Below are 21355 nucleotides of genomic sequence, written 5' to 3' on the forward strand. Positions count from 1 at the left end.
TCTTCTTCAGGCAACAGTCAGCCGTGACCGTAAAATGGCCATATCTTGTTGATTAATTTAAATTTATAAACCGGATAACGTTCGCGTTATCCGGCACGGGAATTAAATTCGGCCGTAACGATCGGCAAACCGCACAATGTCATCCTCTTCAAGGTACGAACCGGAGCGCACCTCGATCAGATCGAGCGGAATTTTCCCGGGGTTTTCCAGACAGTGGCGCGCGCCGAGCGGAATATAGATAGATTCGTTTTCGCCCAGCAGTTTCACCTCACCGTCAATCGTCACTTTTGCCGTACCGGCAACCACCACCCAGTGTTCAGCGCGGTGGTGATGCATCTGTACGGAAAGTCCTTCGCCCGGCTTCACGGTAATGCGTTTTACCTGGTAGCGGTCGCCGGAATCGATGGAGTCATATTTGCCCCACGGACGGTAGACTTCGCGGTGGATATGGTGTTCGTGGCGCCCGTCGGCTTTGATTTTCTCGACCACTTTTTTCACATCCTGCACGGCGTTACGGTCGGCAATCAGCACCGCATCTTTGGTCTGCACCACCACCAGATCTTTCACCCCGACGGTCGTCACCAGCCCCGATTCGGCGTAAACGTAGCTGTTTTCGGTTTTATGGGTGATGACGTCGCCGTGATGGACGTTTCCCTCCGGCGTGTGCTGGCTGATTTCCCACAGCGACGACCAGGAACCAACATCGCTCCAGCCCGCATCCATTGGCACCACAACCGCATCGGCGGTGCGTTCCATAACTGCGTAGTCAATCGACTCTTCCGGGCAGGCGAGGAAAGACGCCTCATCGACGCGGATAAAGTCCATATCCGGGTCGGTGGCGTCCATCGCTTTTTCGCAGGCCTCAAGAATATCCGGGCGGTATTTTTTCAGCTCTTCGAGGTAGCGACCGGCACGGAACAGGAACATGCCGCTGTTCCAGTAATACTCGCCGCTTGCCACATAACCCTGCGCCGTTTCGAGGTTGGGTTTTTCAACAAACTGCGCCACTTCAAACGCCACCGCATCGACTTCACCGGCAGAAACCGCGCCGCGGCGAATGTAGCCATACCCGGTTTCCGGCAGATCCGGCACGATACCAAAGGTCACCAGTTTGCCCGCTTCGGCGTAAGGGATCGCATTGCGTACCGATGTGCGAAACGCCTCTTCATCCTGGATCACATGGTCAGCAGCTAGTACCAGCATCAGCGGATCGCTATCCGGGTTGTGGCGTTTTACCGCCAGCGCCGCCAGCGCGATAGCCGGAGCCGTGTTGCGACCTGCCGGTTCGAGGATGATGTTTTCGGTCAACTTGTGCAGCTGACGCAGTTGCTCCGCGACGATAAAGCGGTGCTGTTCGTTACAAATCACCACCGGGCTTTCGCACTCCACGCCGTTCAGGCGGCAGATGGTGGTTTGCAACATGGTGAGTTCGCCTTTCAGGCAGAGAAACTGTTTAGGGTAAAGCACACGGGACAGCGGCCACAAACGACTGCCAGAGCCGCCGGCCATCACGACCGGATAGAGTTGTGTTTGACTCATGATTTATCCCCATTGCCATCGAAGTTCAGTTCGCCGTCATGCACGCTTTCGCGGGCTGGTGCGGGCTGAGTGGAATTCTCCGGGCTGATATCTGCAATAAACTGGCTTAACACGTTCTCTTTTTCGAGCGTGCGTTCGGCATATTCACGTGCCACCGTGTTGTTTTTGGGCATCGCCAGTGCGCGTTCAATGCCCCAGGTCAGCGCGTCCACCGATTCCGGTTCAACGCAGACCGCAATGCCAGGCTGGGTCAGGCACAGCTGGCCAAGTTCGGTACTCTCTTCGGCGGTAATGACGGCATTGCCGCCGACCGCCAGAATGTTGGTCAGTTTGGACGGCAGCACCGCGTCAGCCGCGCCGCGTTTTTGGATCACCAGATGGCAATCGCCCATTTTTAATAAGGCAGGCAACGCGTCGTACGGCTGCAACGGGAAGAATTTCACGTTGTGAAGCCCGCGCTCGCTGACCATTTTTTCCAGCCTCGCCTTGCCACCGCCCTGGCCGACAATCACAAACAGCCACGGCTGATGGTGCAGTTTGGCCGCCGCTTCAATGACGTTTTCCAGCCCCTGCTTCTCACCGATATTGCCGGAGTAAAGAATGATTTTTTTGTCATCCGGCAGGCCGAGTGTGCGGCGCAGTTGCGCGACGGCTCCGTCGTCGATATCGCGAAAACGCGCCACTTCGGACCAGTTCGGGAAGAAAATAATGTTGTCCGCAGCCACACCTTTTTCCCGCGCTTTGTTCATCATCGAACGGGAGATAGTCGACACGTTGTCAACGTTATGTAGGTTGCTACGCTCAAAGGCGGTCGCCAGCTTCGCCACGCAACCGTTTTTACCTTTGCCCGCCATGCCTAACCCCAGCATGGCGTCGACTTCGTAATCCTGAATGTGCAGCACGGTTTTCGCACCGCTCAGTTTTGCCAGCAGGCGCATGCCCGGCGTACAAAACAGGGTCGGCACGACGCCGATAATGCGATCCGGTTTCCAGCGACGCTGCGCCATCAACGGGAAGAAGCTGCTCAGGGCAAAGCTGCCCAGATGCAGCAGCCGTTTTAAGGTCGATGGCTGCGCGGGCACATACAGCGGGCAGCGCCACACGGTGGCAACGCCCTGCTCTTTGCGCCAGCGCCAGGCGCTGTAATGCGCGCCCACTTTCCACTCCGGGTAGTACGGCGGTGCGGTAATGACGCGCACGTCATGGCCCTGACGGGCCATCCATTCCACCATTTCGCCGGTGTACTTACCGATCCCGGTCAGCTCCGGCGAATAGTTGATGCCATAGACCAGGATTTTCATAAGCCCGGTACTCCCTGCGCGTCGAGGAAATAGGCGCGGCTGTTGTCATGCACCAGCGGGTCGGCAATCAGCGACTCCGGCGTTCCCCAGCGGTAATCATTGTGCTGCTCCGTCGGCAGCGCGAGGGTGTCCTCATCCACACGCAGGCGGAAGCCCAGCACAATGTAATGCGTGGTGAAATCCGGGCCGGAAAAGTTATCGTCATAGAAGTGCTGCCAGACGCCGTAAAACTCGCCTGCCGACATCGGCAGGCGCAGTCCCAGTTCCGCCTGAGTCAGTCGCTCGAAAGCGGCCGCCAGCGGCTCGTCCTTTTGCACGCGTCCGCCCGGCACAAACCAGTATCCCTGGGCCGGACGGTTAGTGCGCTTGCCGAGTAAAAACTCGCCGCGTGAGTTTTCCACGATCAAATCGATGGAAATCAGCGGGGTTGAACGCACCACCGTGGCAAAATCTTCCTGACTCAAAAACATACTTACCCCCGGAACCGGTGCTGGTTTTCAAGGAACCACTGGTAGGTGCTGGCAAGCCCCGCTTCCAGTGAGATCTCGTGATACCAGCCAAGCTGATGCAGGCGGGTCACATCCAGCAGTTTGCGCGGCGTGCCGTCCGGTTTGGTGGCGTCAAACACCACGCGACCTTTGTAACCGACCACGCTTGCCACGGTTTGCGCCAGTTCACGAATGGTGCAGTCCACGCCGGTGCCGACGTTGATATGCGACAGCATCGGTTCGGTATTCTCCTGCCACACTTCACGCGCCAGCTCCTGAACATGAATGCTGGCCGCGGCCATATCATCCACATGCAGGAATTCACGCATCGGCGTGCCGCTTCCCCACACCACCACATCCGGCGCATTTTCCTGCGTCGCTTCGTGGAAACGGCGCAGCAGCGCAGGAATAACGTGCGAGTTGCTCGGGTGGAAGTTGTCGTGCGGCCCGTACAGGTTGGTCGGCATCACCGAGCGGTAATCACGGTCATACTGACGGTTGTAGGATTCGCATAACTTAATCCCGGCGATTTTGGCAATCGCGTACGGCTCGTTGGTCGGCTCCAGCGTCCCCTGCAACAGCTCACTTTCCGCAATCGGCTGGTGAGCCAGTTTCGGATAGATGCAGGACGAACCGAGGAACAACAGTTTGTTCACGTCGTTCTGGTGCGCGGCGTGAATGATGTTGCTCTCAATCATCATATTTTCGTAGATGAAGTCCGCCGGGTAGGTATTGTTCGCCACAATACCGCCCACTTTCGCCGCCGCCAGGTAAACCTGGTCGATACGCTCACTGGCGAAAAACGCATTCACAGCCGCGCTATCTAACAGGTTCAGCTCCTCGCGGGAACGCAGCACCAGTTCGATATCCGCCCGCTGTTCGAGCTGCCGTACGATGGCTGACCCCACCATCCCGCGATGGCCAGCCACAAAAACACGTTGTTTGGTCATGCTCAGGACTCCAGCGCGATGGCAACCTCGTAACCGTGGGCCTTAAGCAGTGAGTGTTTTTTCGCTGCTTCCAGATCTTTTGCCACCATTTCGGAGACCATCTCCTGCAGGGTGATTTCCGGTTTCCAGCCCAGTTTTTCGTGCGCTTTGCTCGGGTCGCCCAGCAGGGTTTCCACTTCAGCAGGACGGAAGTAACGCGGGTCAACGGCGACAATCACATCGCCCGGTTTCACGCCCGGTGCGTCATGGCCGGTCACGGAAACAACAATGCCTTTCTCTTCCACGCCGGTGCCTTCAAAGCGCAGTTTGATACCCAGCTGTGCCGCCGCCATTTCGACGAACTGACGCACGGAGTACTGCACGCCGGTAGCGATAACGAAGTCTTCCGGTTTTTCCTGTTGCAGCATCATCCACTGCATTTTCACGTAATCTTTGGCATGGCCCCAGTCACGCAGGGAGTCCATGTTGCCGAGGTACAGGCAGGATTCCAGACCCTGAGCGATGTTGGCGATAGCGCGGGTAATTTTGCGGGTCACGAAGGTTTCGCCGCGGCGCGGAGATTCGTGGTTGAACAGAATGCCGTTGCAGGCGTACATACCGTAGGATTCACGGTAGTTCACGGTGATCCAGTACGCGTACAGTTTGGCAACCGCGTATGGAGAGCGCGGATAGAACGGCGTGGTCTCTTTCTGCGGGATTTCCTGCACCAGGCCGTACAGCTCAGAAGTGGACGCCTGATAGAAACGGGTTTTCTTCTCCAGACCCAGGAAGCGAATGGCTTCCAGCAGACGCAGCGTACCCATGGCATCAACGTCGGCGGTATATTCCGGGGATTCGAACGACACAGCCACGTGGCTCATCGCACCCAGGTTGTAGACTTCATCCGGCTGCACTTCCTGCAGGATACGCGTCAGGTTGGAGGTATCGGTCAGGTCACCGTAGTGCAGATGGAATTTCGGGTTGCTGGTGTGCGGATCCTGATAGATGTGATCCACACGCTCGGTATTGAATGAGGAAGCGCGGCGTTTAATGCCGTGAACTTCGTAACCCTTCTCCAGAAGCAGTTCAGCCAGATAAGAGCCATCTTGCCCGGTTACGCCGGTGATGAGAGCGACTTTAGACATAATTTATTTTCCTCAATAGTCCCAGTTCAGGGAGTTACCTTTTCAACGCGTTCGCGCGTCACCACTGCGGGATTGCCACGGCAAATCACATTTGCCGGAAGCGATTTAAAAACACTGCTGCGCGCACCGACTACCGTCCCGTCGCCGATGGAGACGCCCGGCGCGACAAACACATCTGTCGCCAGCCAGCACTTCTCACCAATCACGATTGGCGTCGCGTTAATATCAAAATGCGCGCTCATATAATCGTGACTGCCGGTGCACAAATAACATTTCTGAGAAACCACTGAATTCGCACCGATAGAAATATCACCCAGCGTGTATAACACTGCGTCATCTCCTACCCAGCTGTAATCGCCTAATGTTAATTTCCACGGATAAGTAATTTTTACCGATGGACGAATAACCACGCCTTTTCCAACCTTTGCGCCAAATAAGCGCAACAGGAATGCGCGCCAGCGATACAGCACCTGCGGGGACCAGGCAAATAATGTCGCCTGAACCGCCCACCACAGTTGAACCTTAATAGCGTTGCCGCCCCGAAAACCTTTCGGCACGGAGAATCCTTTTAAATCCTGCATCATTTTTCCTTATATCTGAGCGTTATGCTTTGTTATATAAGGCTTTCGTTTTGCCGGTCGTCCGTAAACGCAACATATAAGACAACTGTGCCCAGAAGCCCGGCATGCGTAATATTTTACGCTGCACATTGCGAGCATCCTGACATAATTCAAGGTTATTAGACGTTGATACGCCGCCCATCGAAAATTCAGACACAAGGCCTTTCAAACGCTTAAACGGGAAACCCGCTTTAAACATTCTGGCGGCTAATGCGTAATCGGAAGAGACTTTATATTGCAGATCGTAGGGGTAAGTTTTCAGACCATTTACCGGGAAAAATATAGCCTGATGGCTGGCCGGTAAGCTGTGGTAAATATACCAGCCATGTTTTGCGCCACGACGTATTTTTGTGCCATCACCGAAATCCAGCAGCGCATCGCCAATATACATTGCGTTTTCTTGCTCATCATTCAGTTGACGAACAACATCCACAATTTCTTCATGGAAAATATCGCCGGAATTAAGAAACAGCGCAAAGCGTCCTGCGGCCATATCGATCCCTTTATTCATAGCATCATAGATGCCTTTATCGCGTTCGCTGATATAGCGTAAATTGTACTGACCGTTGAGGTTTTTCAGAAATTCCTCAGTACCATCCTGAGAACCGCCGTCAACCACAATCCATTCGAATTCAATATTTTGCGCTTTCGCCAGGTGAGCCAGCGACTGCCAGGTTTTCATCACACCTTCATAATTACGAAACGCGACAGTAATAACACTTAGCAGCATTTGACCCACCTCTTTATGTAGCCGCGATATTCAACGCTTTGCGCAGAATAAACGGACAAACAATTAAAAACGCATATTCCGGGCTAAAGATAGACCCCGTAAAAAACAACGATATCGGAGTGAACAGATAAAGTTGAACGCGAAAATTCTGATTGTTGCCAAAGGCATTTATCGTCATTTTCCCAACTTTAAACAGATACCATCCGGTCAGTAATACCGCAAACCATGAAAAATAAATGATCAGCAGATACAACCCATTGTCTATTGTTTTCCCGACGTCCGCACCGTTAAAGATTCCGAATGATGCGACATATTCGTAAAGTGAGCCAAATCTTACTACACCATCAATATTGGTCAGTGAATATCCCACCATCACCAGCGGACCGATAATACGATAATACGAGGAAGAGCCTTCCGTACCTAAATCGCCGATTCGTTCTGCGATATATGGAAAAGCAAATACAACGCCAACAATAAAGACTGCCAGTGAAATAATTGCCAATGGTAACTTTTTACGGATCGCCTCTTTGTTCAGATACTGGAAAGCCCATTCCAGCAGATAAAACAGGATAAATGTCATTACCCCTGAGAACGATCCCGAAAGAACTATCCCTGCCAAAATCATAGCATCGGTCTTCGGCGTTTTGATACCAAACTGTTTGATGCTGAGCCAAATTGAGATTAACGCCAGAGCGAAGAATGCCGGTTCGAAATATAACGCCGTAGTACGTTTACCGCCGAACTTGATAAAATTCAGCACGTAACTGTTGCTATAGATGAGATATTTCGAAATCGTCTCCATTAAACTGCTGCCGCCAGTGAGGATAATCTGCGCCATTTCCATCGCCGCCAGCAGCACCACGAATGCCACTACCGCATAGAAAAATCTCAAGATCTTACGGTAATTATGCGGTGAAATGGTTTTGAAGCGGATGCTCCACACCATGCCGATGATGATCACGATATAAACGAACAACATCGTCGAGGTGACATATTTACTGGCGTCCAGCGACTTACCAAAAATGAAGTTAAACAGCGTCAGCCCTGCCCCGGCCCCCAGCGCTATCATCAGTTTTTTTACACTGATGCGCTCAACATAGAGCAACAGCAGCACTGGCAAAAACGTCACGATAGTGATCGGAAAACTCTCTCCTAACTGGAGGAGTTTGACGTTAACCAGCAGGTAAATGAGCGGCAGCAGGAGGTAGCTACAGACCTTGATAGAATGAGACATACTCCTCCAGCATCTGTTGGCCACTGTACGCCTGGCGGCTGCGCGCGCGGAACGCGTCGAGGCTTTCGCCAAATACAGCCTGGGCAATGTCGGCTTTATGGCACTGTACCAGCGGCAACACCTCCTGCTCGCTGAACGTTTTCCCGCCCGACTTCTGCAACACTTCGCGTGCCGCATCGCTGTGGGTGGCAATCACCGGCACACCGATAGATAACGCTTCGCACAGAATTAGCGGATAGTTATCCACGCGAGAGCTAAAAACCAGCGCATCCATCTCGTTGAGTTCACTCATCAATTTGCGCTTATCGGTCAGAAAACCGTGGTTGATGACATTGCTGCCCTCAAACGGGGAAAACTTACCGAAGGTATGCAGTTCCACACGGTCATCCATCGCCATGATGTCGCGTACCAGTTGTTGGTTGGTTTTCCCGTCATAGCGTAGATCGTGCGCCACCACCGCAATCTTCGGTTTACCTTGCGTCACTTTCACCGGAGCCAGCTCGGCCAGAATCGCTTCTGTCGCCACATCAATACCGTTATTGATAATGCTGCAGCGCCCGGCGCCATACAGGCTATTAAAGGCGTCCGCCACGTGCTGGCTGGGAGAGATAAACTGGCAGCCGAGCGCCAGCATGTCGTTAAATAACTGACGCTTGCCGTCGACCAGCTTATGCGCGCGGTCAACCTTCACCGGCGGGTAGTTCGACAGCGTCGGGCATTTGCGGCAATTCTCTTTCCAGCCTTCACAGCCATCGGTAAAGGCACAGCGCCCGGTCACGCTCCAGTGATCATGTAGCGTCCAGACAAAAGTGACATCCGGTTTGTGCGCTTTCACCTTCTGGCAAAACGTCACCAGTTCATGCAAATTCAGCCAGTAGCTGTGCATCACATGAAAATGCAATACCACCGGGCCATCCGTGCGGGTCACAGTGCGATAGAGATTATTCAGGTTGCCGAAAACATCGCGGTTAAACAGGCGAAACAGCGCCAGATTAGCGATGGAAGTCAGACGTGGCGTCTGTTTATAGACCTGCGGATAGTTGTCGTGGCTGGCGCTTTTTTTGCCGCCTTTGCCATAGCCGTAAATAAAACGTGATGAAATGCCCTGTTGCAGCGCGCGCTGATGTAAATCGAGCGCAACCCCTGCGGCACCGCCTTCTGCAAGGCGCACGTTAAATTGCAAAATATTCATTTAATCACCTTCACGCGCGCTTTCTCACCGACCACCAGCGCGTTGTCCGGCACGCTGTCGAGCACCACGCTACCCGCGCCAATGGTGACGTTGTTACCAATGGTGATATCGCCAATCACCACCACGTTGGCACCCAGTTCAACATTGTTGCCAATCACCGGGCAGGCCATGCTATCGGCACCACGGTTGCCGATAGTGACACCATGACGAATGGTGAAATCATCCCCGGCGACGGTATTTTTATTGATCACCACCGCATAGCCATGATGAATGGTAAAGCGGCGACCAATCGTCGCGGCGGCCTGAATTTCATAGCCAAACAGGCATTCCGTGACAAAGCGGTACAACAAAATGACGGGCGCGGCCCAGAGATTGTTGATGACATGCTTTTTGCGCCACACGGAGCAAAAATGGGCAATGCGGTACGCCGCAACCATGCAGCACGGGCGCAAATTCCAGTGATTAGCGCGAAAATCTTCCAGACGCATTATTTCCCCCGCAGCCCATCAGCCAGACGCTTACCGTTACGCAGAGAAAACAGCGTCAACAAGGTGCGCCAGTTCATCCGCTTATTGCGAATTTGGTAGAGGGTAAACAGCTGATATTTCTTGCTGGCGCGATCGAATTTGTCTTTGTGCTTACGATAAAAGTGGAAGTAGCCGGAAAACTTCTTCGGTGAAGAAGTGATCTGCATTTCACCGTGGTTAATGTGCAGGATCTGCGTGGCTTCTTCGATTTTCCAAGGCTCGCCGTACTCCTCGACCATTCGCAGGAAAATGTCGTAATCCTGTGCCGCCTTCAGTTGGGTATCAAACAAGCTCTCTTTAAAACGCCAGCCCCAGGTGAAAACCTGGTTGCCAACGATGTTGCGCTTGTAGAACAGCTTGCGCGAGAACGGCGATTTCGGGTACAGCGGCAAGCTCGCCGGTTGCGAATAGACTTCGCCCTGACAGACATAATCGTTGGCGTACAAAAAGGCGCGGGTATTAAGCAGATGTTTGTGCGCCAGAAAAACGGACAGGCGGTTTGGCGTCCATTCATCGTCATCGTCAATACCGGTAATGTACTGGCCTTTCGCCTGCAAAATCGCCTGGTTGCGCACCGCGCAGGCTCCGGAGTTAAAGGCGTTGCGCGTGTAACTGACACGCGGGTCGCCCAGCTCATCAACAAACTGTTGCAACTGCTCGAAGCTTGCGGAGCAGTCATCAACAATGATCATTTCCCAGTGCGGGTAATCCTGGCGCAGCACCGATTTAATCGCGCGGATCGCCAGCTGTTGCCGGTTCCAGGTTGGCATATAAATTGAAATTAATGGGTTTGCTGTTGTACTCATGATGCGTTCCCTAATGCGTTCAACATGCCGCTTTCGCCCTTACTGCCGCCTTTTCCCGTCAGGGAAAAGGCGCAGCGCGTTGAGGGATAGAGGTAAGGTCTGGTTATTTTGAATCGGACTTGTATTCGTACTCGTAGTAGCCGTAATCCTGGTAGCCGGTCGCGCGGCGGAAAATCGAGTTCAGGATCACCCCTTTCACCTGAATACCGTTTTGCTCGAAGCGGCTCAGGCTGGTCTGGATCTCTTTGAGCGTATTCACCGCGTAACGCGCCACCATCAGCGTGGTTCCTGCATGGCGACCCACGACTGCCGCATCCGTTACCGCAAGGATCGGCGGGGTATCGATCAACACCAGGTCGTAGTGGCTGCTGGCCCATTTCACAAGCTGACTGAAGCGTTCGCTCATCAGCAGTTCAGATGGGTTTGGCGGCACCTGACCGCGCGGAACAAGGTCGAAGTTGCTGATAGAGGTCGGCTTCGCGCAATTTTCGATAGCGCCCTTCCCGGCCAGCACTTCCGACAGGCCATTCACGTTGTCGGTGCCCAGCAGTTCGTGGGTGTAACCTTTACGCATGTCACAGTCGATCAGCAGCACGCGTTTATTGGTCTGGCTAATCACCGCGGCCAGGTTGGCGCAGACAAAGGTTTTACCGATTGACGGGCTGACCCCGGTCATCATCAACACGTTGTTATTAGCCTGCATCATGGCGAAGTGCAGGCTGGTACGCAGGCTGCGCACCGCTTCGATGGCCAGATCCGTCGGATTCCCCACCGCCAGCAGTTGGCTCTGCTTATAGCGTTTAACCCCTTTGATGGTTTTGACGCTATCGCGCGCTTTTTGCCACTCCGACAGCGGAATGCTGGCGTAAACGCTGATGCCCTGTTCTTCGAGCACTTGCGGGCTTTCGATGCCGCGGTTAAACAGCGAGCGCAGCAGCACACCGACCACCGAAACAATCAGGCCCAGGATAATGCTGCCAAGAATGATCAGCGCTTTCTTCGGCTTCAGTACGCCCGGTTGTGCAATGGCCGGGTCGACGATACGCACATCGCCAACGGTGCTCGCCTGGGTGATACGCAGCTCCTGCTGTTTGTTCAGCAACTGCATATAAACCTGCTGGCCTGATTCGACATCGCGCGTCAGACGCACAATCTCCTGCTGCGTTTCCGGCATCGCGGTGATGCGATCGTTCAGCTTCGCTTTCTCATCTTCCAGCGCTTTACGTTTTTCCAGCAGGGTGCGGTACGCCGGGTGCGCTTTGGTATAGAGCTTGGAGATTTCGGCTTCGCGGAAAGTCAGTTCGTTCAACTGCGCGTCGATGTTGACCATCGAATCGAGCACCGATTTCGCTTCCAGCGGCAAGTCGACGGAGTCTTTGCGCTGACGGTAGGTGTTCAGTTTTTCCTCGGCCTCATCGAGGTTTTTGCGCACTTCCGGCAGTTGCTTATCGAGGAAGACCAGGCTTTTGGCCGCTTCTTCGGATTTGCGCTCAATATTTTGCTCAAGGTAGTTGCGCGTGATGCTGTCCAGAATGGCGCGGATCTGATCACGGTCTTCGCCGGTATAGGTGAGGCTCAGCACACCGGTGTCTTTGCCGTTTTCGGTTACCGTCAGGTTGTTTTGCAGGTTGTTAATCATGCCAAGCGTAGAAAACTTGGTCACGGTGAACTCGCTGTCATTCGAGGCCTGAATGGCGCTCACCATCATGGTGACGCCTTGCTTGCTGAGCTGTTGCCCCACTTCACCGCGCGCTTCAAAACCGCCGTCGCTGCTTAACAGATACTGTTTCGGGCTGAGCACTTTTAATGTGAAGGTCTGATCGTTCATGCCTTTTGGCAGCGTGAACGTGGTGACTTTCACCGTCTCGTTCTGCCGTCCCATCAGGCGATCCCACCCTGCGCCAAACAGCGGGAAGGTGTTTTTGACCACGGAGATATCCAGATCAAGATCGTCAACGGTTTTACCCAGTACCAGGCGTGACTGGATAAGCTGGATTTCCGCGTCCGACGCCGGTGGCTTATTCGACAGCGCACTGTTCAGATCCTGTACCAGCGAACTTCCGGTGTTCTGCTCGATTTGCACCAGCGCGTCAGCGCTGTAAATGGGGGTGGCGAACAGGCAGTAGACAACAGCAATCAGTGCGAAGACCGAGGTGATGCCCAGCACCCACCAGCGAGCTTCAATGATTGTGCCGAGCAAACGGCCAATATCGATTTCGTCGTTGCCCACCGCCGGGGCAGCAGAATGCGAATGGTGTGTTTTCTCTGTCATTATTATCCCTGCTGAGCTTGCAATGCCTGCGCCCAATGGCGGGCAGACTGGTCAAGTAAGGTGTAAATAGCTTCAAAAGCTTCACGACTTTTGCGATACGGGTCGGGGATCTCCCGCTCGTTATCCCAGTGGCCAAATAACATGACCTTTCCACGCATTTCCGGGGCAATCTCGCACAGGCGGGCAATATGACGTTTTTCCATCACCAGAATCAGGTCGTATTCGCGGCACATTTTTCCGGTAATTTGTCGCGCGCAATGCCCTTCCAGAGAGAGTTGATGATCCGCCGCCACACTCACGGCGTTGGCGTCCGCGCTACGTCCAACCAGCGCGCCCAGCCCGGCTGACGCCACCGTTAAAGCGGGCTGGTATTTTTTCAGCAGCCGTTCTGCCGTCGGGGAACGGCAAATGTTCCCCACGCATACCACCAGAATTTTGTTGAACATAGTCATTGCAGATTTTGGATGTCGTTGGCCGTGTTGGTCATGTAGCGAACGCCACTGATTGTCGGCAGCAACTGGTTGATAAGACGGTTCCAACGCGCAACCGGTGCAGTCGTGACATACACCACGTCATACGGCTGGAGACGGAAGTTCGTTGCCATAACCAGCGATGTGGCATCCGACATATCGAGCTGGTAGATGTTGGCGATCTTGTTGCCACGGCCACTTTCGTTGCCTTTGAGCGGACGAATAACAAAAATGCCGCTGGCGTTGGAGGTGGTCAGATCGATACCTTCGGCCTGGCCGAGCGCTTCGGTCAGCGTCATGCCGCTGAAGTCCATTTTGAGCGTGCTCTGTTTTTTCACTTCGCCCATCACGAACACTTTTAGATCGTCATTACGCGGAACAAACAGAATGTCGCCGGGGTAGAGCAAACGGTTCTGGCTGAGATCGCCGTTTTGCATCAGCGCCTGCAGTGAAATGCGCTGCTCCTGGCCCTGGTGTGTCAGCACGACATTGCGCCAGTCTGCGCTGTCGGTCAGACCACCTGCGGCATTGATCGCGTCAAGAACGGTAAGCGGTACGTTGGTGATCGCCTGCTGACCAGATTTTGCCACCTGGCCGGAGATATAGGCTTTTTGCGAGCGAAACGCGGCGATATTAACGTCCACCTGCGGGTCAGCAATATAGGTCGCTAAACGGCTGGTAATATCACTACGGATCTCATTCAGCGTCTTACCGGCAACGTGGATCTTGCCGACATACGGATAGAACATGGTGCCATCGGGTTGTACCCAGTTACCGGCATCGCTCGAACTACGATACTGACCGGCTGGCGTGGTGAGTTCCGGGTGATCCCACACGGTTACGTTCAGCACATCCCCTGGGCCAACGCGGTACTGGTAGGCGGAAATCTCCTGATCCAGTGACATATTCGGTTGAGCAACATTGTTGCGCGGGCGCAATTGTTCAATCAGACGTGGGGTTAATGGATAGACATTCACCATACGGTCTATATCAAAATCAGCATCCTGCTGTTTAATCACATCCTTTCCCATCGTAGACATATTGCTCCCGGGGAAGACGGTGCAGCCACTCATCAAGCTAATGGACACCAATAATGGCATCAATTTCGTTTTAGATTTCATCATTGATTAATTATCACTTTGGCAGAGTAATTATCCTGTGCGATTTAAATAAGCGCTCAAGCTGTACACAGATTCAGAATGCAGTTAATTCTTGAGAAATATAACTGGCATCAGTCCTAAAAAGCGTTTATTCAACCACATGCGATTACAGAATAATCCAGGCTGATTGACATACCCGCAGGCACGCTACCGCCCCTGGCTTTCAGTTACCAATTCACTGATTGACGCTAAGTCATTGATAGTCATCCATTACATCCTCTTTCTGGTGGCGCTATTTGCCAACCAGATAAAATACGGCAGGTACCGGCTTTCGCACTGATTAACAATGCTGAAAATAAAGACGCTGGTATATTTGAACGATGCTGGAGGAATTGTTGCAGCTAAGCGAATAGCAGGCAAGGCGACATTCAGAGATAAACATCTTTTTAAGAATAATATTAAGACCAAAATTTTAGCTTTTTAGGATTTACCGCATATTGACAAAAAACTGACATGGTATTACCAATGCGACTTTTCTTATTTTCCATATTTAAATAGTGATAGTTAATCCCAGAAACAATAAGGAAATAACATTTAAAGCGTTTTAAATAACCACCTAAAATAAGATAAATCGCAGGCTGACATTGCAATTTATCTCAGCTTTATCCATGATCGCATTGTGACAATTGTCATATCACATAAGGTGTTACGTTAACGATGGAATGGATTGCCGATCCGTCAATCTGGGCTGGTCTGGTCACATTGGTAGTGATTGAACTGGTGCTCGGTATTGATAACCTGGTTTTTATTGCAATTCTCGCCGAGAAATTGCCGCCAGCACAGCGTGACCGCGCGCGCGTCACCGGTCTGATACTCGCCATGCTGATGCGTCTGCTGCTGCTGGCCTCAATTTCCTGGCTGGTCACGCTGACCCAACCTTTATTTACCGTACGCGGCCTCAGTTTCAGCGCCCGCGATTTAATCATGTTAGTGGGCGGGCTATTCCTGTTGTTTAAAGCAACGGTTGAACTCAACGAGCGCCTCGAAGGGAAAGACAGCGACAATCCCACGCAGCGGCGTGGCGCGAAATTCTGGGCCGTGGTGACGCAGATTGTTGTGCTGGACGCGGTTTTTTCACTGGATTCCGTGATCACCGCCGTGGGGATGGTTGATCACCTGGCCGTGATGATGGCGGCGGTGGTTATCGCCATTTCGCTGATGCTGCTGGCGAGTAAAACCCTCACCCGCTTCGTCAATAACCATCCTACGATTGTTATTCTGTGTCTCAGCTTCCTGCTGATGATTGGTTTCAGCCTGGTGGCCGACGGCTTTGGTTTCCATATTCCGAAAGGTTACCTGTACGCCGCCATTGGCTTCTCGGTCATGATTGAAGCGCTGAACCAGCTGGCAATCTTCAACCGCCGCCGTTTTCTGTTCGCCAACCGAACGCTGCGCCAGCGCACCACCGAAACGGTCATGCGCTTGCTGAGCGGGCGTAAAGAAGATGCAGAGCTGGATGCCGATGCCGCCTCGATGCTGCGCGACGGCGACGATGGCCAGATTTTCAACCCGCAGGAGCGGCGGATGATTGAGCGCGTGCTGAACCTTAATCAGCGCACGGTAAGCAGCATCATGACGTCGCGTCACGATATTGAACATATCGATCTGAGCGCGCCGGAAGCTGAAGTCCGTGCCCTGCTGGATAAAAACCAGCATACGCGCGTGGTGGTTACCGGTGGCGAAGAGGATGATACCCTGCTGGGCGTGGTGCATATCCTCGATCTGCTCCAGCAATCGTTACACGGCGAACCGCTCGATCTGCGTGTGCTGGTGCGACAACCGCTGGTGTTCCCGGAAGGATTGCCGTTGTTGCAGGCGCTGGAACAGTTCCGTAATGCCCGTACTCATTTTGCGTTTGTGGTGGATGAGTTTGGCTCCGTTGAAGGGGTGGTCACTCTAAGCGATGTGATGGAAACCATCGCCGGCAATTTGCCCAACGAAGTCGAAGAGATTGACGCTCGCCACGATATTCAGAAAAACAGTGACGGTAGCTGGACGGCGAACGGCCATATGCCGCTGGAAGATCTGGTGCAGTATGTACCGCTGCCGCTCGACGATAAACGCGAGTATCACACCATTGCCGGGCTGCTAATGGAGTATCTGCAACGTATTCCGCAGCCAGGAGAAGAGGTTCAGGTGGGTGATTACCTGCTAAAAACGCTGGATGTCGAAAGCCACCGGGTGCAAAAAGTGCAGCTTATTCCGCTTGGCAGCGACAATAATCTCGATTACGAAGTGTAAAACATGCCGGGGTTCGCCCCGGCCATTCCCGCCTGCTTTCCTACGCTTTGACAATCGCAATACCACGCCGGGCAAACGGCTCCAGCGTGCGCCCATCGGTTTGCGCATCGACCACCAGCGTATTGATAAGTCCGATATCGCCGATCACCCACGGTGAGGCGGTGTTTAATTTTTCCGGTGAGGCCAGCACCACCGTCTCCGCCGCCCTTTGCGCCATGGCATGCTTGATACGCGACTCTTCGAAATCACCGGTGCTTAAACCCGCTTCAACATGCACGCCGGTCACCCCCATAAAAAAGAGATCGGCGCGCACGCGAGCAATCCCCTCCAGCGCCGCCGCGCCGACATTGACGATAGAGTGTTTATAAAGCTGGCCGCCAATCATCACCACGTTAATCAACGGATGTTGTGCCAGCCCGACAGCGATACTCGGGCTGTGGGTGACAACCGTAATGCGCAAGTCTTCCGGGAAAAAACGGATTAACTCACTGGTAGTGGTGCCGCCATCGATCATCACCACCTGCCCGGGGGATACCAGCTCTGCCCCTTTCTGCGCGATCCGCCGCTTGGCATCCGATTGCAATGTTTGTCGCTCGGAAAAGGTGACCACCGCCGCCGATGCCGGTAACGCACCGCCGTGCACCCGCTGCAAGCGCCCTTCCGCCGCCAGTTCGCGTAAATCGCGGCGCACCGTATCTTCTGATATGCCGAACTGCTCACTGAGATTTTTTGACAGCACCTGTCCCTCTTCAGCGAGGCGGGCAAGGATCAGTTGTTTGCGTTGAGAGGTCAGCATGAGGTGCTCCTGATTGCACGAAATATCTTGTTAATGCACGAAATTGCACGATAAGATGCGATCTTACGTCCTGAGGAGCGAATATGCCATCTGAAAATGCACAAGTACGCATTATTGCGACCAAACCCTTATCCGAAGACTGGGGCAAACTGACGAAGTACACCTTTGACTTTCGTCGCAGAGACGGCGAATGGCAGCGCCAGAGCCGCGAAGTTTACGATCGCGGCAATGGCGCGGTGATCCTGCTGTATAACCTGAGCAAACGCAGCGTGATCCTCACCCGGCAGTTTCGCTTGCCGTTATTCGTTAACCAGCACAGCGGCTTTTTACTGGAAGCGGCAGCCGGCTTACTGGATGAGCTTGCCGCAGAAGAGCGCATAAAACAGGAAGCAGAAGAGGAGACCGGTTACCGCCTTGAGCAGGTGCAAAAGGTGTTTGAAGCGTGGATGAGCCCCGGTTCAGTCAGCGAAAATTGCACTTTTTTATCGCCGAATATGATGACAGCCGGCGCATCAGCAATGGCGGCGGTTTAGCAGATGAAGGCGAGGATATCGAAGTGGTGGAGATGGATTTCGCCACCTCGCTGGCGGCTATCCGCAGCGGAGAGATTGCCGACGGCAAAACCATTATGTTGTTACAGCACCTGGCGCTGGAAGGCATTTTGTAAATTGCTTTGCCGGGTGGCGCAGTGTCCACCCGGCACGCTGGCTCGCTTACATCTTCTCGAGCAGTTTTTTCACATCTTTGCCGCTCTGGCGCTCTTTATTGCGATCCGCCCAGTCATTTAACCGGCGTTTCGCTTCATCCTGCAGATGTTTACGCAGCAGTTGATCCACTTGCAGGCTGTAGTTGAGCGTCTGCCATTTACCGTATACGCGCAGTGGAACTGGGGTATTCTTCAGGAAATCGATAAGCTCGCTCTCCCCTTTCCAGCCTTCCATCACGCGCACTTCAAAGCGCGTATCCGCCTGCTCTTTCACCAGATCCATCTCGCCTTCGCCGGTCAAAGAAAGCAGCGCTGAACTACCCTGCATGTCACTGAATTTCATCTGACCTTTATCCAGCGACACATCGCTGGTGAAGCTATCAAGGCGCGTGGCGTTATCGTAGTTTTCCTGCGACTGCACATCGCTGCTGCGCGCCACGGCCTGCTGTACCAGTTGCTGGAAATTGAGCCCTTCCATACGGCTGTTTTTCAAATCAACATGCGCCTCGCCCTGCCAGTGGCGGCGGAAATCCTCGGCGTCGATACGCGGCCCGGAAAAATCGCCCGCCATGCTCAGGCTGCCGGTCAGGGCAATCGGGTAATTAAAGGCTTTCAGGATGGTGCCGATTTCCACGTTATCCAGTTTTGGCTGGAAGGTCGCAAGCGATCCCTCACCGCGCACATCCAGCTCGCCAGGTAACGAGATCTGCCCGTTGCCCATTTTGCCTTGCAGGGTAGGAATCGACAGCAAACCGGCATTATTGTTGAATTGTCCGACCACATCCGCAAACTGCATACCGCGCCAGCGCACGCTTTTCGCGCTAATGCCAATCTGTGCGGTAAAACTGCGTAACCCTTCGTACTGCGGTATATCCAGGCTGGTGGAGATAACCGGGCGCGGCAGGCGGTTTTGCGCCTGCCCTTGCTGCTGCGGCGAGCCGCTGTTATCGGCGGTCTGCTCCGGCGGTAACAAATTATCAAGATTGAGGGAGTCAAACTGCAAATCGAGCGCCCATACAGGCAGGTTGCCAAACGTCACGCTGCCGTTACCGGTGAGCGAGGTGTCGTTCGCGCGCAGGCTCAGATCGTTGAGCGTCAGGCGCTGCTGCGCACGTTGCCACTGCGCCTGTAAGCGTCCTTCCCCTTCGATGCCCTGCGTCGGGACATCGCCGCCCTGCAATTGCCATTTCACGTTATCGATGGCTGCGGTGAGGTTATGCGGATAGTCGCGGGCATCCACTTGCGCGCTGAAAGAGAGGGTTAAATCACGTTGATTGCGGTTAATCCGCCCGGCGAAATCAAGCTTTGCCTGGTGCAACGAATCCTGCTCCATTTGCAGGCGAATATCGCGCACCGTCAGTTGTTCATCATCATCGTGCTGGAACACCAGCACGCTATCAGCCACTTGCAGACTGGCGATGTCCCATGACCAGCCGCGATCCTCTTCCACCTGCGGCAGATTGTTTTCACGCGGTGCCACGGGGGCGCCTTGTTGCGGCGCAGCGGCGCTTTGCGGCGTTAACTGGATAACCGCGCCTTTCAGCATCACCTGTTTGACATGCAGCTGGTGCGACAGCAACGGCCACAGGTTAACGTCAAGGCGCATATTGTCGGCGGCGACCACCGGCGTCTGCGCACCGGGAGCGGTTAAGGTCATCCGCCCTGAGAGAATGCTAAGCTGCGGCCAGACATGCCAGCGCAGCGGGCCATCAAGCTGCAATTGGTAACCGCTACGGGCTTCAACCTGACGCACCATATAAGCGCGAAAATCGTTGGGATTGACCAGTAGCACCAGCGCCGAAAGGCCGGCTACCAGCACGACCAACAGAATCATCAGCGTGGTTAACACTCTTCTCATGGCGTCCTCAGTAGGTCTGCTTCACTCAGTCTTTATCAATACGGCTGGCGACCGCGCCTTGCTGATCGCGATATTTCGCATCTTCACGGCGGTTATAAGGGCGTTCTGCCGGGCCGGAGAGCGGCTCGAAACTCAACGCACCAATCAGCATACCCGGGCGCAGCGCCAGCGGCAGTTTGCCTGAATTATAGAACTCCAGCACGATACAGCCTGACCAGCCGGGATCGATACGGTGCGCGGTAACATGCACCATCAAACCCAGACGCGCCAGCGAAGAGCGACCGTCCAGCCAGCCGACCAAATCCGCGGGCAGCGTGACGGATTCATACGTCACCGCCAGCGCCAGTTCGCCAGGGTGCAGGTAAAAAGCGTCGCCTTCTGCCAGCACAATTTCATCGCTCATCACCCGATCAAGCGCCGCGCTGACTTCGTGTTTCGGGCCACTGAGATCGATAAACGCCGCCGTGTGCCCACTGAATGTGCGGAATTTGTTGCCCAGGCGGACATCAACCGTCGCACCGTTAATACGCTCAACCGGCGGGCGCGGATTAATCGCGAGCCGACCGTCGTTCAACCAGGCTTCAATATCTCGGTCACAAAGACGCATGGCACATTCTCCTTTTGATGCGACATACCCCTGAGCGCGCCTCAGGGGCCGGGCAAATTAATACGAACGGTGACAGCCTAACATTATTACTCAAAGAATTGGCTGATTTTGGCTTTCAGAATATCAATGGCGATGCGGTTTTTACCGCCGCGCGGCACGATAATATCGGCGTACTGTTTGGAGGGTTCAATAAACTGCAGGAACATTGGACGCACGGTTTTCTGGTATTGCGCCATTACCGAATCCATTGAACGACCACGCTCGTTAACGTCACGTTTGATACGGCGCATCAGGCAGATATCCAACGGCGTATCGACGAAAATCGAGAAGTTCATCGCATCGCGCAGGCGTGAATCGGTCAGCAGCAGGATCCCTTCCAGGATGATGACTTTTTTGGCTTCAATGCGAATGGTTTCTTGCGTACGGGTATGTTCAACGTAGCTATAAACCGGTAATTCAATGGCTTCGCCGCGTTTAAGCGATTCTAAATGCTGGAATAACAGGCTGTGATCCATCGCGCTCGGATGGTCATAGTTGGTTTTTACACGTTCTTCCATCGACAGATGGCTTTGATCTTTGTAGTAACTGTCTTCCGGAATAACGCCAATATGTTCATCACCTACCTGTTCGCGCAGTTCGCGGTAAAGTGTGCTGGCAATAAGGCTTTTACCTGAAGCGGATGCGCCGGCGATACCGATAATGACGCACTGATGAGACTGATCAGTCATAAATTT

Annotated in this window: 19 protein-coding genes and 1 pseudogene; 2 read left to right on the top strand and 18 right to left on the bottom strand. The window is 53.7% G+C overall.

Annotated elements, in window-relative coordinates; genetic code table 11:
* Positions 1 to 102: 102 nt before the first annotated feature.
* From cpsB to DFO56_RS12620, 14 genes are all read right to left on the bottom strand, one after another.
* Positions 103 to 1539 carry a mannose-1-phosphate guanyltransferase gene (gene cpsB / locus DFO56_RS12555; protein WP_020454304.1) on the bottom strand — a complete coding sequence of 479 codons (1437 nt, stop codon included), beginning with the start codon at positions 1537 to 1539 and terminating at the stop codon, positions 103 to 105.
* Positions 1536 to 2840, bottom strand: coding sequence for a colanic acid biosynthesis fucosyltransferase WcaI (gene wcaI / locus DFO56_RS12560; protein ID WP_045510689.1), 1305 nt, complete (start codon positions 2838 to 2840; stop codon positions 1536 to 1538). The genes cpsB and wcaI overlap by 4 nt, the downstream gene beginning before the upstream one ends.
* A complete protein-coding gene (locus DFO56_RS12565) occupies positions 2837 to 3310 on the bottom strand; it encodes a GDP-mannose mannosyl hydrolase (protein ID WP_020454306.1) in 474 nt (157 codons plus the stop codon). The genes wcaI and DFO56_RS12565 overlap by 4 nt, the downstream gene beginning before the upstream one ends.
* A 2-nt stretch (positions 3311 to 3312) precedes the next feature.
* A complete protein-coding gene (locus tag DFO56_RS12570; RefSeq protein ID WP_045510692.1) occupies positions 3313 to 4278 on the bottom strand; it encodes a GDP-L-fucose synthase in 966 nt (321 codons plus the stop codon).
* Between the two features lie 2 nt (positions 4279 to 4280).
* Positions 4281 to 5402 carry a GDP-mannose 4,6-dehydratase gene (gmd, locus tag DFO56_RS12575; RefSeq protein WP_017458486.1) on the bottom strand — a complete coding sequence of 374 codons (1122 nt, stop codon included), beginning with the start codon at positions 5400 to 5402 and terminating at the stop codon, positions 4281 to 4283.
* Positions 5403 to 5428: 26 nt separating this feature from the next.
* Entirely contained in the window at positions 5429 to 5983 is a 555-nt protein-coding gene (wcaF, locus tag DFO56_RS12580) for a colanic acid biosynthesis acetyltransferase WcaF (protein ID WP_017458487.1), read from the bottom strand.
* Positions 5984 to 6005: 22 nt separating this feature from the next.
* Positions 6006 to 6752, bottom strand: a complete 747-nt coding sequence (gene wcaE / locus DFO56_RS12585; protein ID WP_020454308.1) for a colanic acid biosynthesis glycosyltransferase WcaE — start codon at positions 6750 to 6752, stop codon at positions 6006 to 6008.
* 13 nt (positions 6753 to 6765) lie between these two features.
* The gene (gene wcaD, locus DFO56_RS12590) at positions 6766 to 7986 is read right to left on the bottom strand and encodes a colanic acid polymerase WcaD (RefSeq protein WP_020454309.1); all 1221 of its coding nucleotides are present in this window, start codon (positions 7984 to 7986) and stop codon (positions 6766 to 6768) included.
* Positions 7961 to 9178 (bottom strand): colanic acid biosynthesis glycosyltransferase WcaC, encoded by a 1218-nt coding sequence (gene wcaC / locus DFO56_RS12595; RefSeq protein WP_045510696.1) that lies wholly within the window; start codon positions 9176 to 9178, stop codon positions 7961 to 7963. Before wcaC ends, wcaD begins: the two co-directional genes overlap by 26 nt.
* Positions 9175 to 9666 carry a colanic acid biosynthesis acetyltransferase WcaB gene (gene wcaB / locus DFO56_RS12600; protein ID WP_045510699.1) on the bottom strand — a complete coding sequence of 164 codons (492 nt, stop codon included), beginning with the start codon at positions 9664 to 9666 and terminating at the stop codon, positions 9175 to 9177. Before wcaB ends, wcaC begins: the two co-directional genes overlap by 4 nt.
* Positions 9666 to 10511 (bottom strand): colanic acid biosynthesis glycosyltransferase WcaA, encoded by an 846-nt coding sequence (gene wcaA / locus DFO56_RS12605; RefSeq protein WP_044489411.1) that lies wholly within the window; start codon positions 10509 to 10511, stop codon positions 9666 to 9668. The genes wcaB and wcaA overlap by 1 nt, the downstream gene beginning before the upstream one ends.
* Positions 10512 to 10614: 103 nt before the next feature.
* On the bottom strand, positions 10615 to 12783 hold the full coding sequence (gene wzc / locus DFO56_RS12610) for a tyrosine-protein kinase Wzc (protein WP_045510702.1): 2169 nt from the start codon (positions 12781 to 12783) through the stop codon (positions 10615 to 10617).
* Positions 12784 to 12785: 2 nt separating this feature from the next.
* Positions 12786 to 13229 (bottom strand): low molecular weight protein-tyrosine-phosphatase Wzb, encoded by a 444-nt coding sequence (gene wzb, locus DFO56_RS12615; protein WP_020454314.1) that lies wholly within the window; start codon positions 13227 to 13229, stop codon positions 12786 to 12788.
* A 2-nt stretch (positions 13230 to 13231) separates the two neighbouring features.
* Positions 13232 to 14377, bottom strand: a complete 1146-nt coding sequence (locus tag DFO56_RS12620) for a polysaccharide export protein (protein ID WP_044489412.1) — start codon at positions 14375 to 14377, stop codon at positions 13232 to 13234.
* A 693-nt stretch (positions 14378 to 15070) separates the two neighbouring features.
* Here DFO56_RS12620 and DFO56_RS12625 point away from each other — a divergent pair.
* A complete protein-coding gene (locus DFO56_RS12625) occupies positions 15071 to 16654 on the top strand; it encodes a TerC family protein (RefSeq protein WP_045510706.1) in 1584 nt (527 codons plus the stop codon).
* A gap of 40 nt (positions 16655 to 16694) precedes the next feature.
* On the opposite strand, the gene DFO56_RS12630 is transcribed toward DFO56_RS12625, so the two are convergent.
* Positions 16695 to 17450 (bottom strand): DeoR/GlpR family DNA-binding transcription regulator, encoded by a 756-nt coding sequence (locus DFO56_RS12630; protein WP_045510709.1) that lies wholly within the window; start codon positions 17448 to 17450, stop codon positions 16695 to 16697.
* 83 nt (positions 17451 to 17533) lie between these two features.
* Here DFO56_RS12630 and DFO56_RS12635 point away from each other — a divergent pair.
* Positions 17534 to 18117: pseudogene (locus DFO56_RS12635) on the top strand (GDP-mannose pyrophosphatase).
* A gap of 46 nt (positions 18118 to 18163) precedes the next feature.
* Here DFO56_RS12635 and asmA read toward each other — a convergent pair.
* From asmA to udk, 3 genes are all read right to left on the bottom strand, one after another.
* On the bottom strand, positions 18164 to 20014 hold the full coding sequence (asmA, locus tag DFO56_RS12640) for an outer membrane assembly protein AsmA (protein WP_045510712.1): 1851 nt from the start codon (positions 20012 to 20014) through the stop codon (positions 18164 to 18166).
* Positions 20015 to 20039: 25 nt separating this feature from the next.
* Complete coding sequence (gene dcd / locus DFO56_RS12645) at positions 20040 to 20621, bottom strand: dCTP deaminase (RefSeq protein WP_017458501.1); 582 nt, start codon at positions 20619 to 20621, stop codon at positions 20040 to 20042.
* Positions 20622 to 20707: 86 nt separating this feature from the next.
* Positions 20708 to 21349, bottom strand: a complete 642-nt coding sequence (gene udk, locus DFO56_RS12650) for a uridine kinase (protein WP_017458502.1) — start codon at positions 21347 to 21349, stop codon at positions 20708 to 20710.
* Between the last annotated feature and the right edge of the window lie 6 nt (positions 21350 to 21355).

Source organism: Kosakonia sp. AG348, assembly GCF_003337365.1.
Taxonomy (GTDB): Bacteria; Pseudomonadota; Gammaproteobacteria; order Enterobacterales; family Enterobacteriaceae; genus Kosakonia.

Excerpts from the sequence above, each read along its gene's own strand:
- cpsB (WP_020454304.1), bottom strand. The coding sequence starts at position 1,539 with ATGAGTCAAACACAACTCTATCCGGTCGTGATGGCCGGCGGCTCTGGC.
- wcaI (WP_045510689.1), bottom strand. The coding sequence starts at position 2,840 with ATGAAAATCCTGGTCTATGGCATCAACTATTCGCCGGAGCTGACCGGG.
- DFO56_RS12565 (WP_020454306.1), bottom strand. The coding sequence starts at position 3,310 with ATGTTTTTGAGTCAGGAAGATTTTGCCACGGTGGTGCGTTCAACCCCG.
- DFO56_RS12570 (WP_045510692.1), bottom strand. The coding sequence starts at position 4,278 with ATGACCAAACAACGTGTTTTTGTGGCTGGCCATCGCGGGATGGTGGGG.
- gmd (WP_017458486.1), bottom strand. The coding sequence starts at position 5,402 with ATGTCTAAAGTCGCTCTCATCACCGGCGTAACCGGGCAAGATGGCTCT.
- wcaF (WP_017458487.1), bottom strand. The coding sequence starts at position 5,983 with ATGCAGGATTTAAAAGGATTCTCCGTGCCGAAAGGTTTTCGGGGCGGC.
- wcaE (WP_020454308.1), bottom strand. The coding sequence starts at position 6,752 with ATGCTGCTAAGTGTTATTACTGTCGCGTTTCGTAATTATGAAGGTGTG.
- wcaD (WP_020454309.1), bottom strand. The coding sequence starts at position 7,986 with ATGTCTCATTCTATCAAGGTCTGTAGCTACCTCCTGCTGCCGCTCATT.
- wcaC (WP_045510696.1), bottom strand. The coding sequence starts at position 9,178 with ATGAATATTTTGCAATTTAACGTGCGCCTTGCAGAAGGCGGTGCCGCA.
- wcaB (WP_045510699.1), bottom strand. The coding sequence starts at position 9,666 with ATGCGTCTGGAAGATTTTCGCGCTAATCACTGGAATTTGCGCCCGTGC.
- wcaA (WP_044489411.1), bottom strand. The coding sequence starts at position 10,511 with ATGAGTACAACAGCAAACCCATTAATTTCAATTTATATGCCAACCTGG.
- wzc (WP_045510702.1), bottom strand. The coding sequence starts at position 12,783 with ATGACAGAGAAAACACACCATTCGCATTCTGCTGCCCCGGCGGTGGGC.
- wzb (WP_020454314.1), bottom strand. The coding sequence starts at position 13,229 with ATGTTCAACAAAATTCTGGTGGTATGCGTGGGGAACATTTGCCGTTCC.
- DFO56_RS12620 (WP_044489412.1), bottom strand. The coding sequence starts at position 14,377 with ATGATGAAATCTAAAACGAAATTGATGCCATTATTGGTGTCCATTAGC.
- DFO56_RS12625 (WP_045510706.1), top strand. The coding sequence starts at position 15,071 with ATGGAATGGATTGCCGATCCGTCAATCTGGGCTGGTCTGGTCACATTG.
- DFO56_RS12630 (WP_045510709.1), bottom strand. The coding sequence starts at position 17,450 with ATGCTGACCTCTCAACGCAAACAACTGATCCTTGCCCGCCTCGCTGAA.
- asmA (WP_045510712.1), bottom strand. The coding sequence starts at position 20,014 with ATGAGAAGAGTGTTAACCACGCTGATGATTCTGTTGGTCGTGCTGGTA.
- dcd (WP_017458501.1), bottom strand. The coding sequence starts at position 20,621 with ATGCGTCTTTGTGACCGAGATATTGAAGCCTGGTTGAACGACGGTCGG.
- udk (WP_017458502.1), bottom strand. The coding sequence starts at position 21,349 with ATGACTGATCAGTCTCATCAGTGCGTCATTATCGGTATCGCCGGCGCA.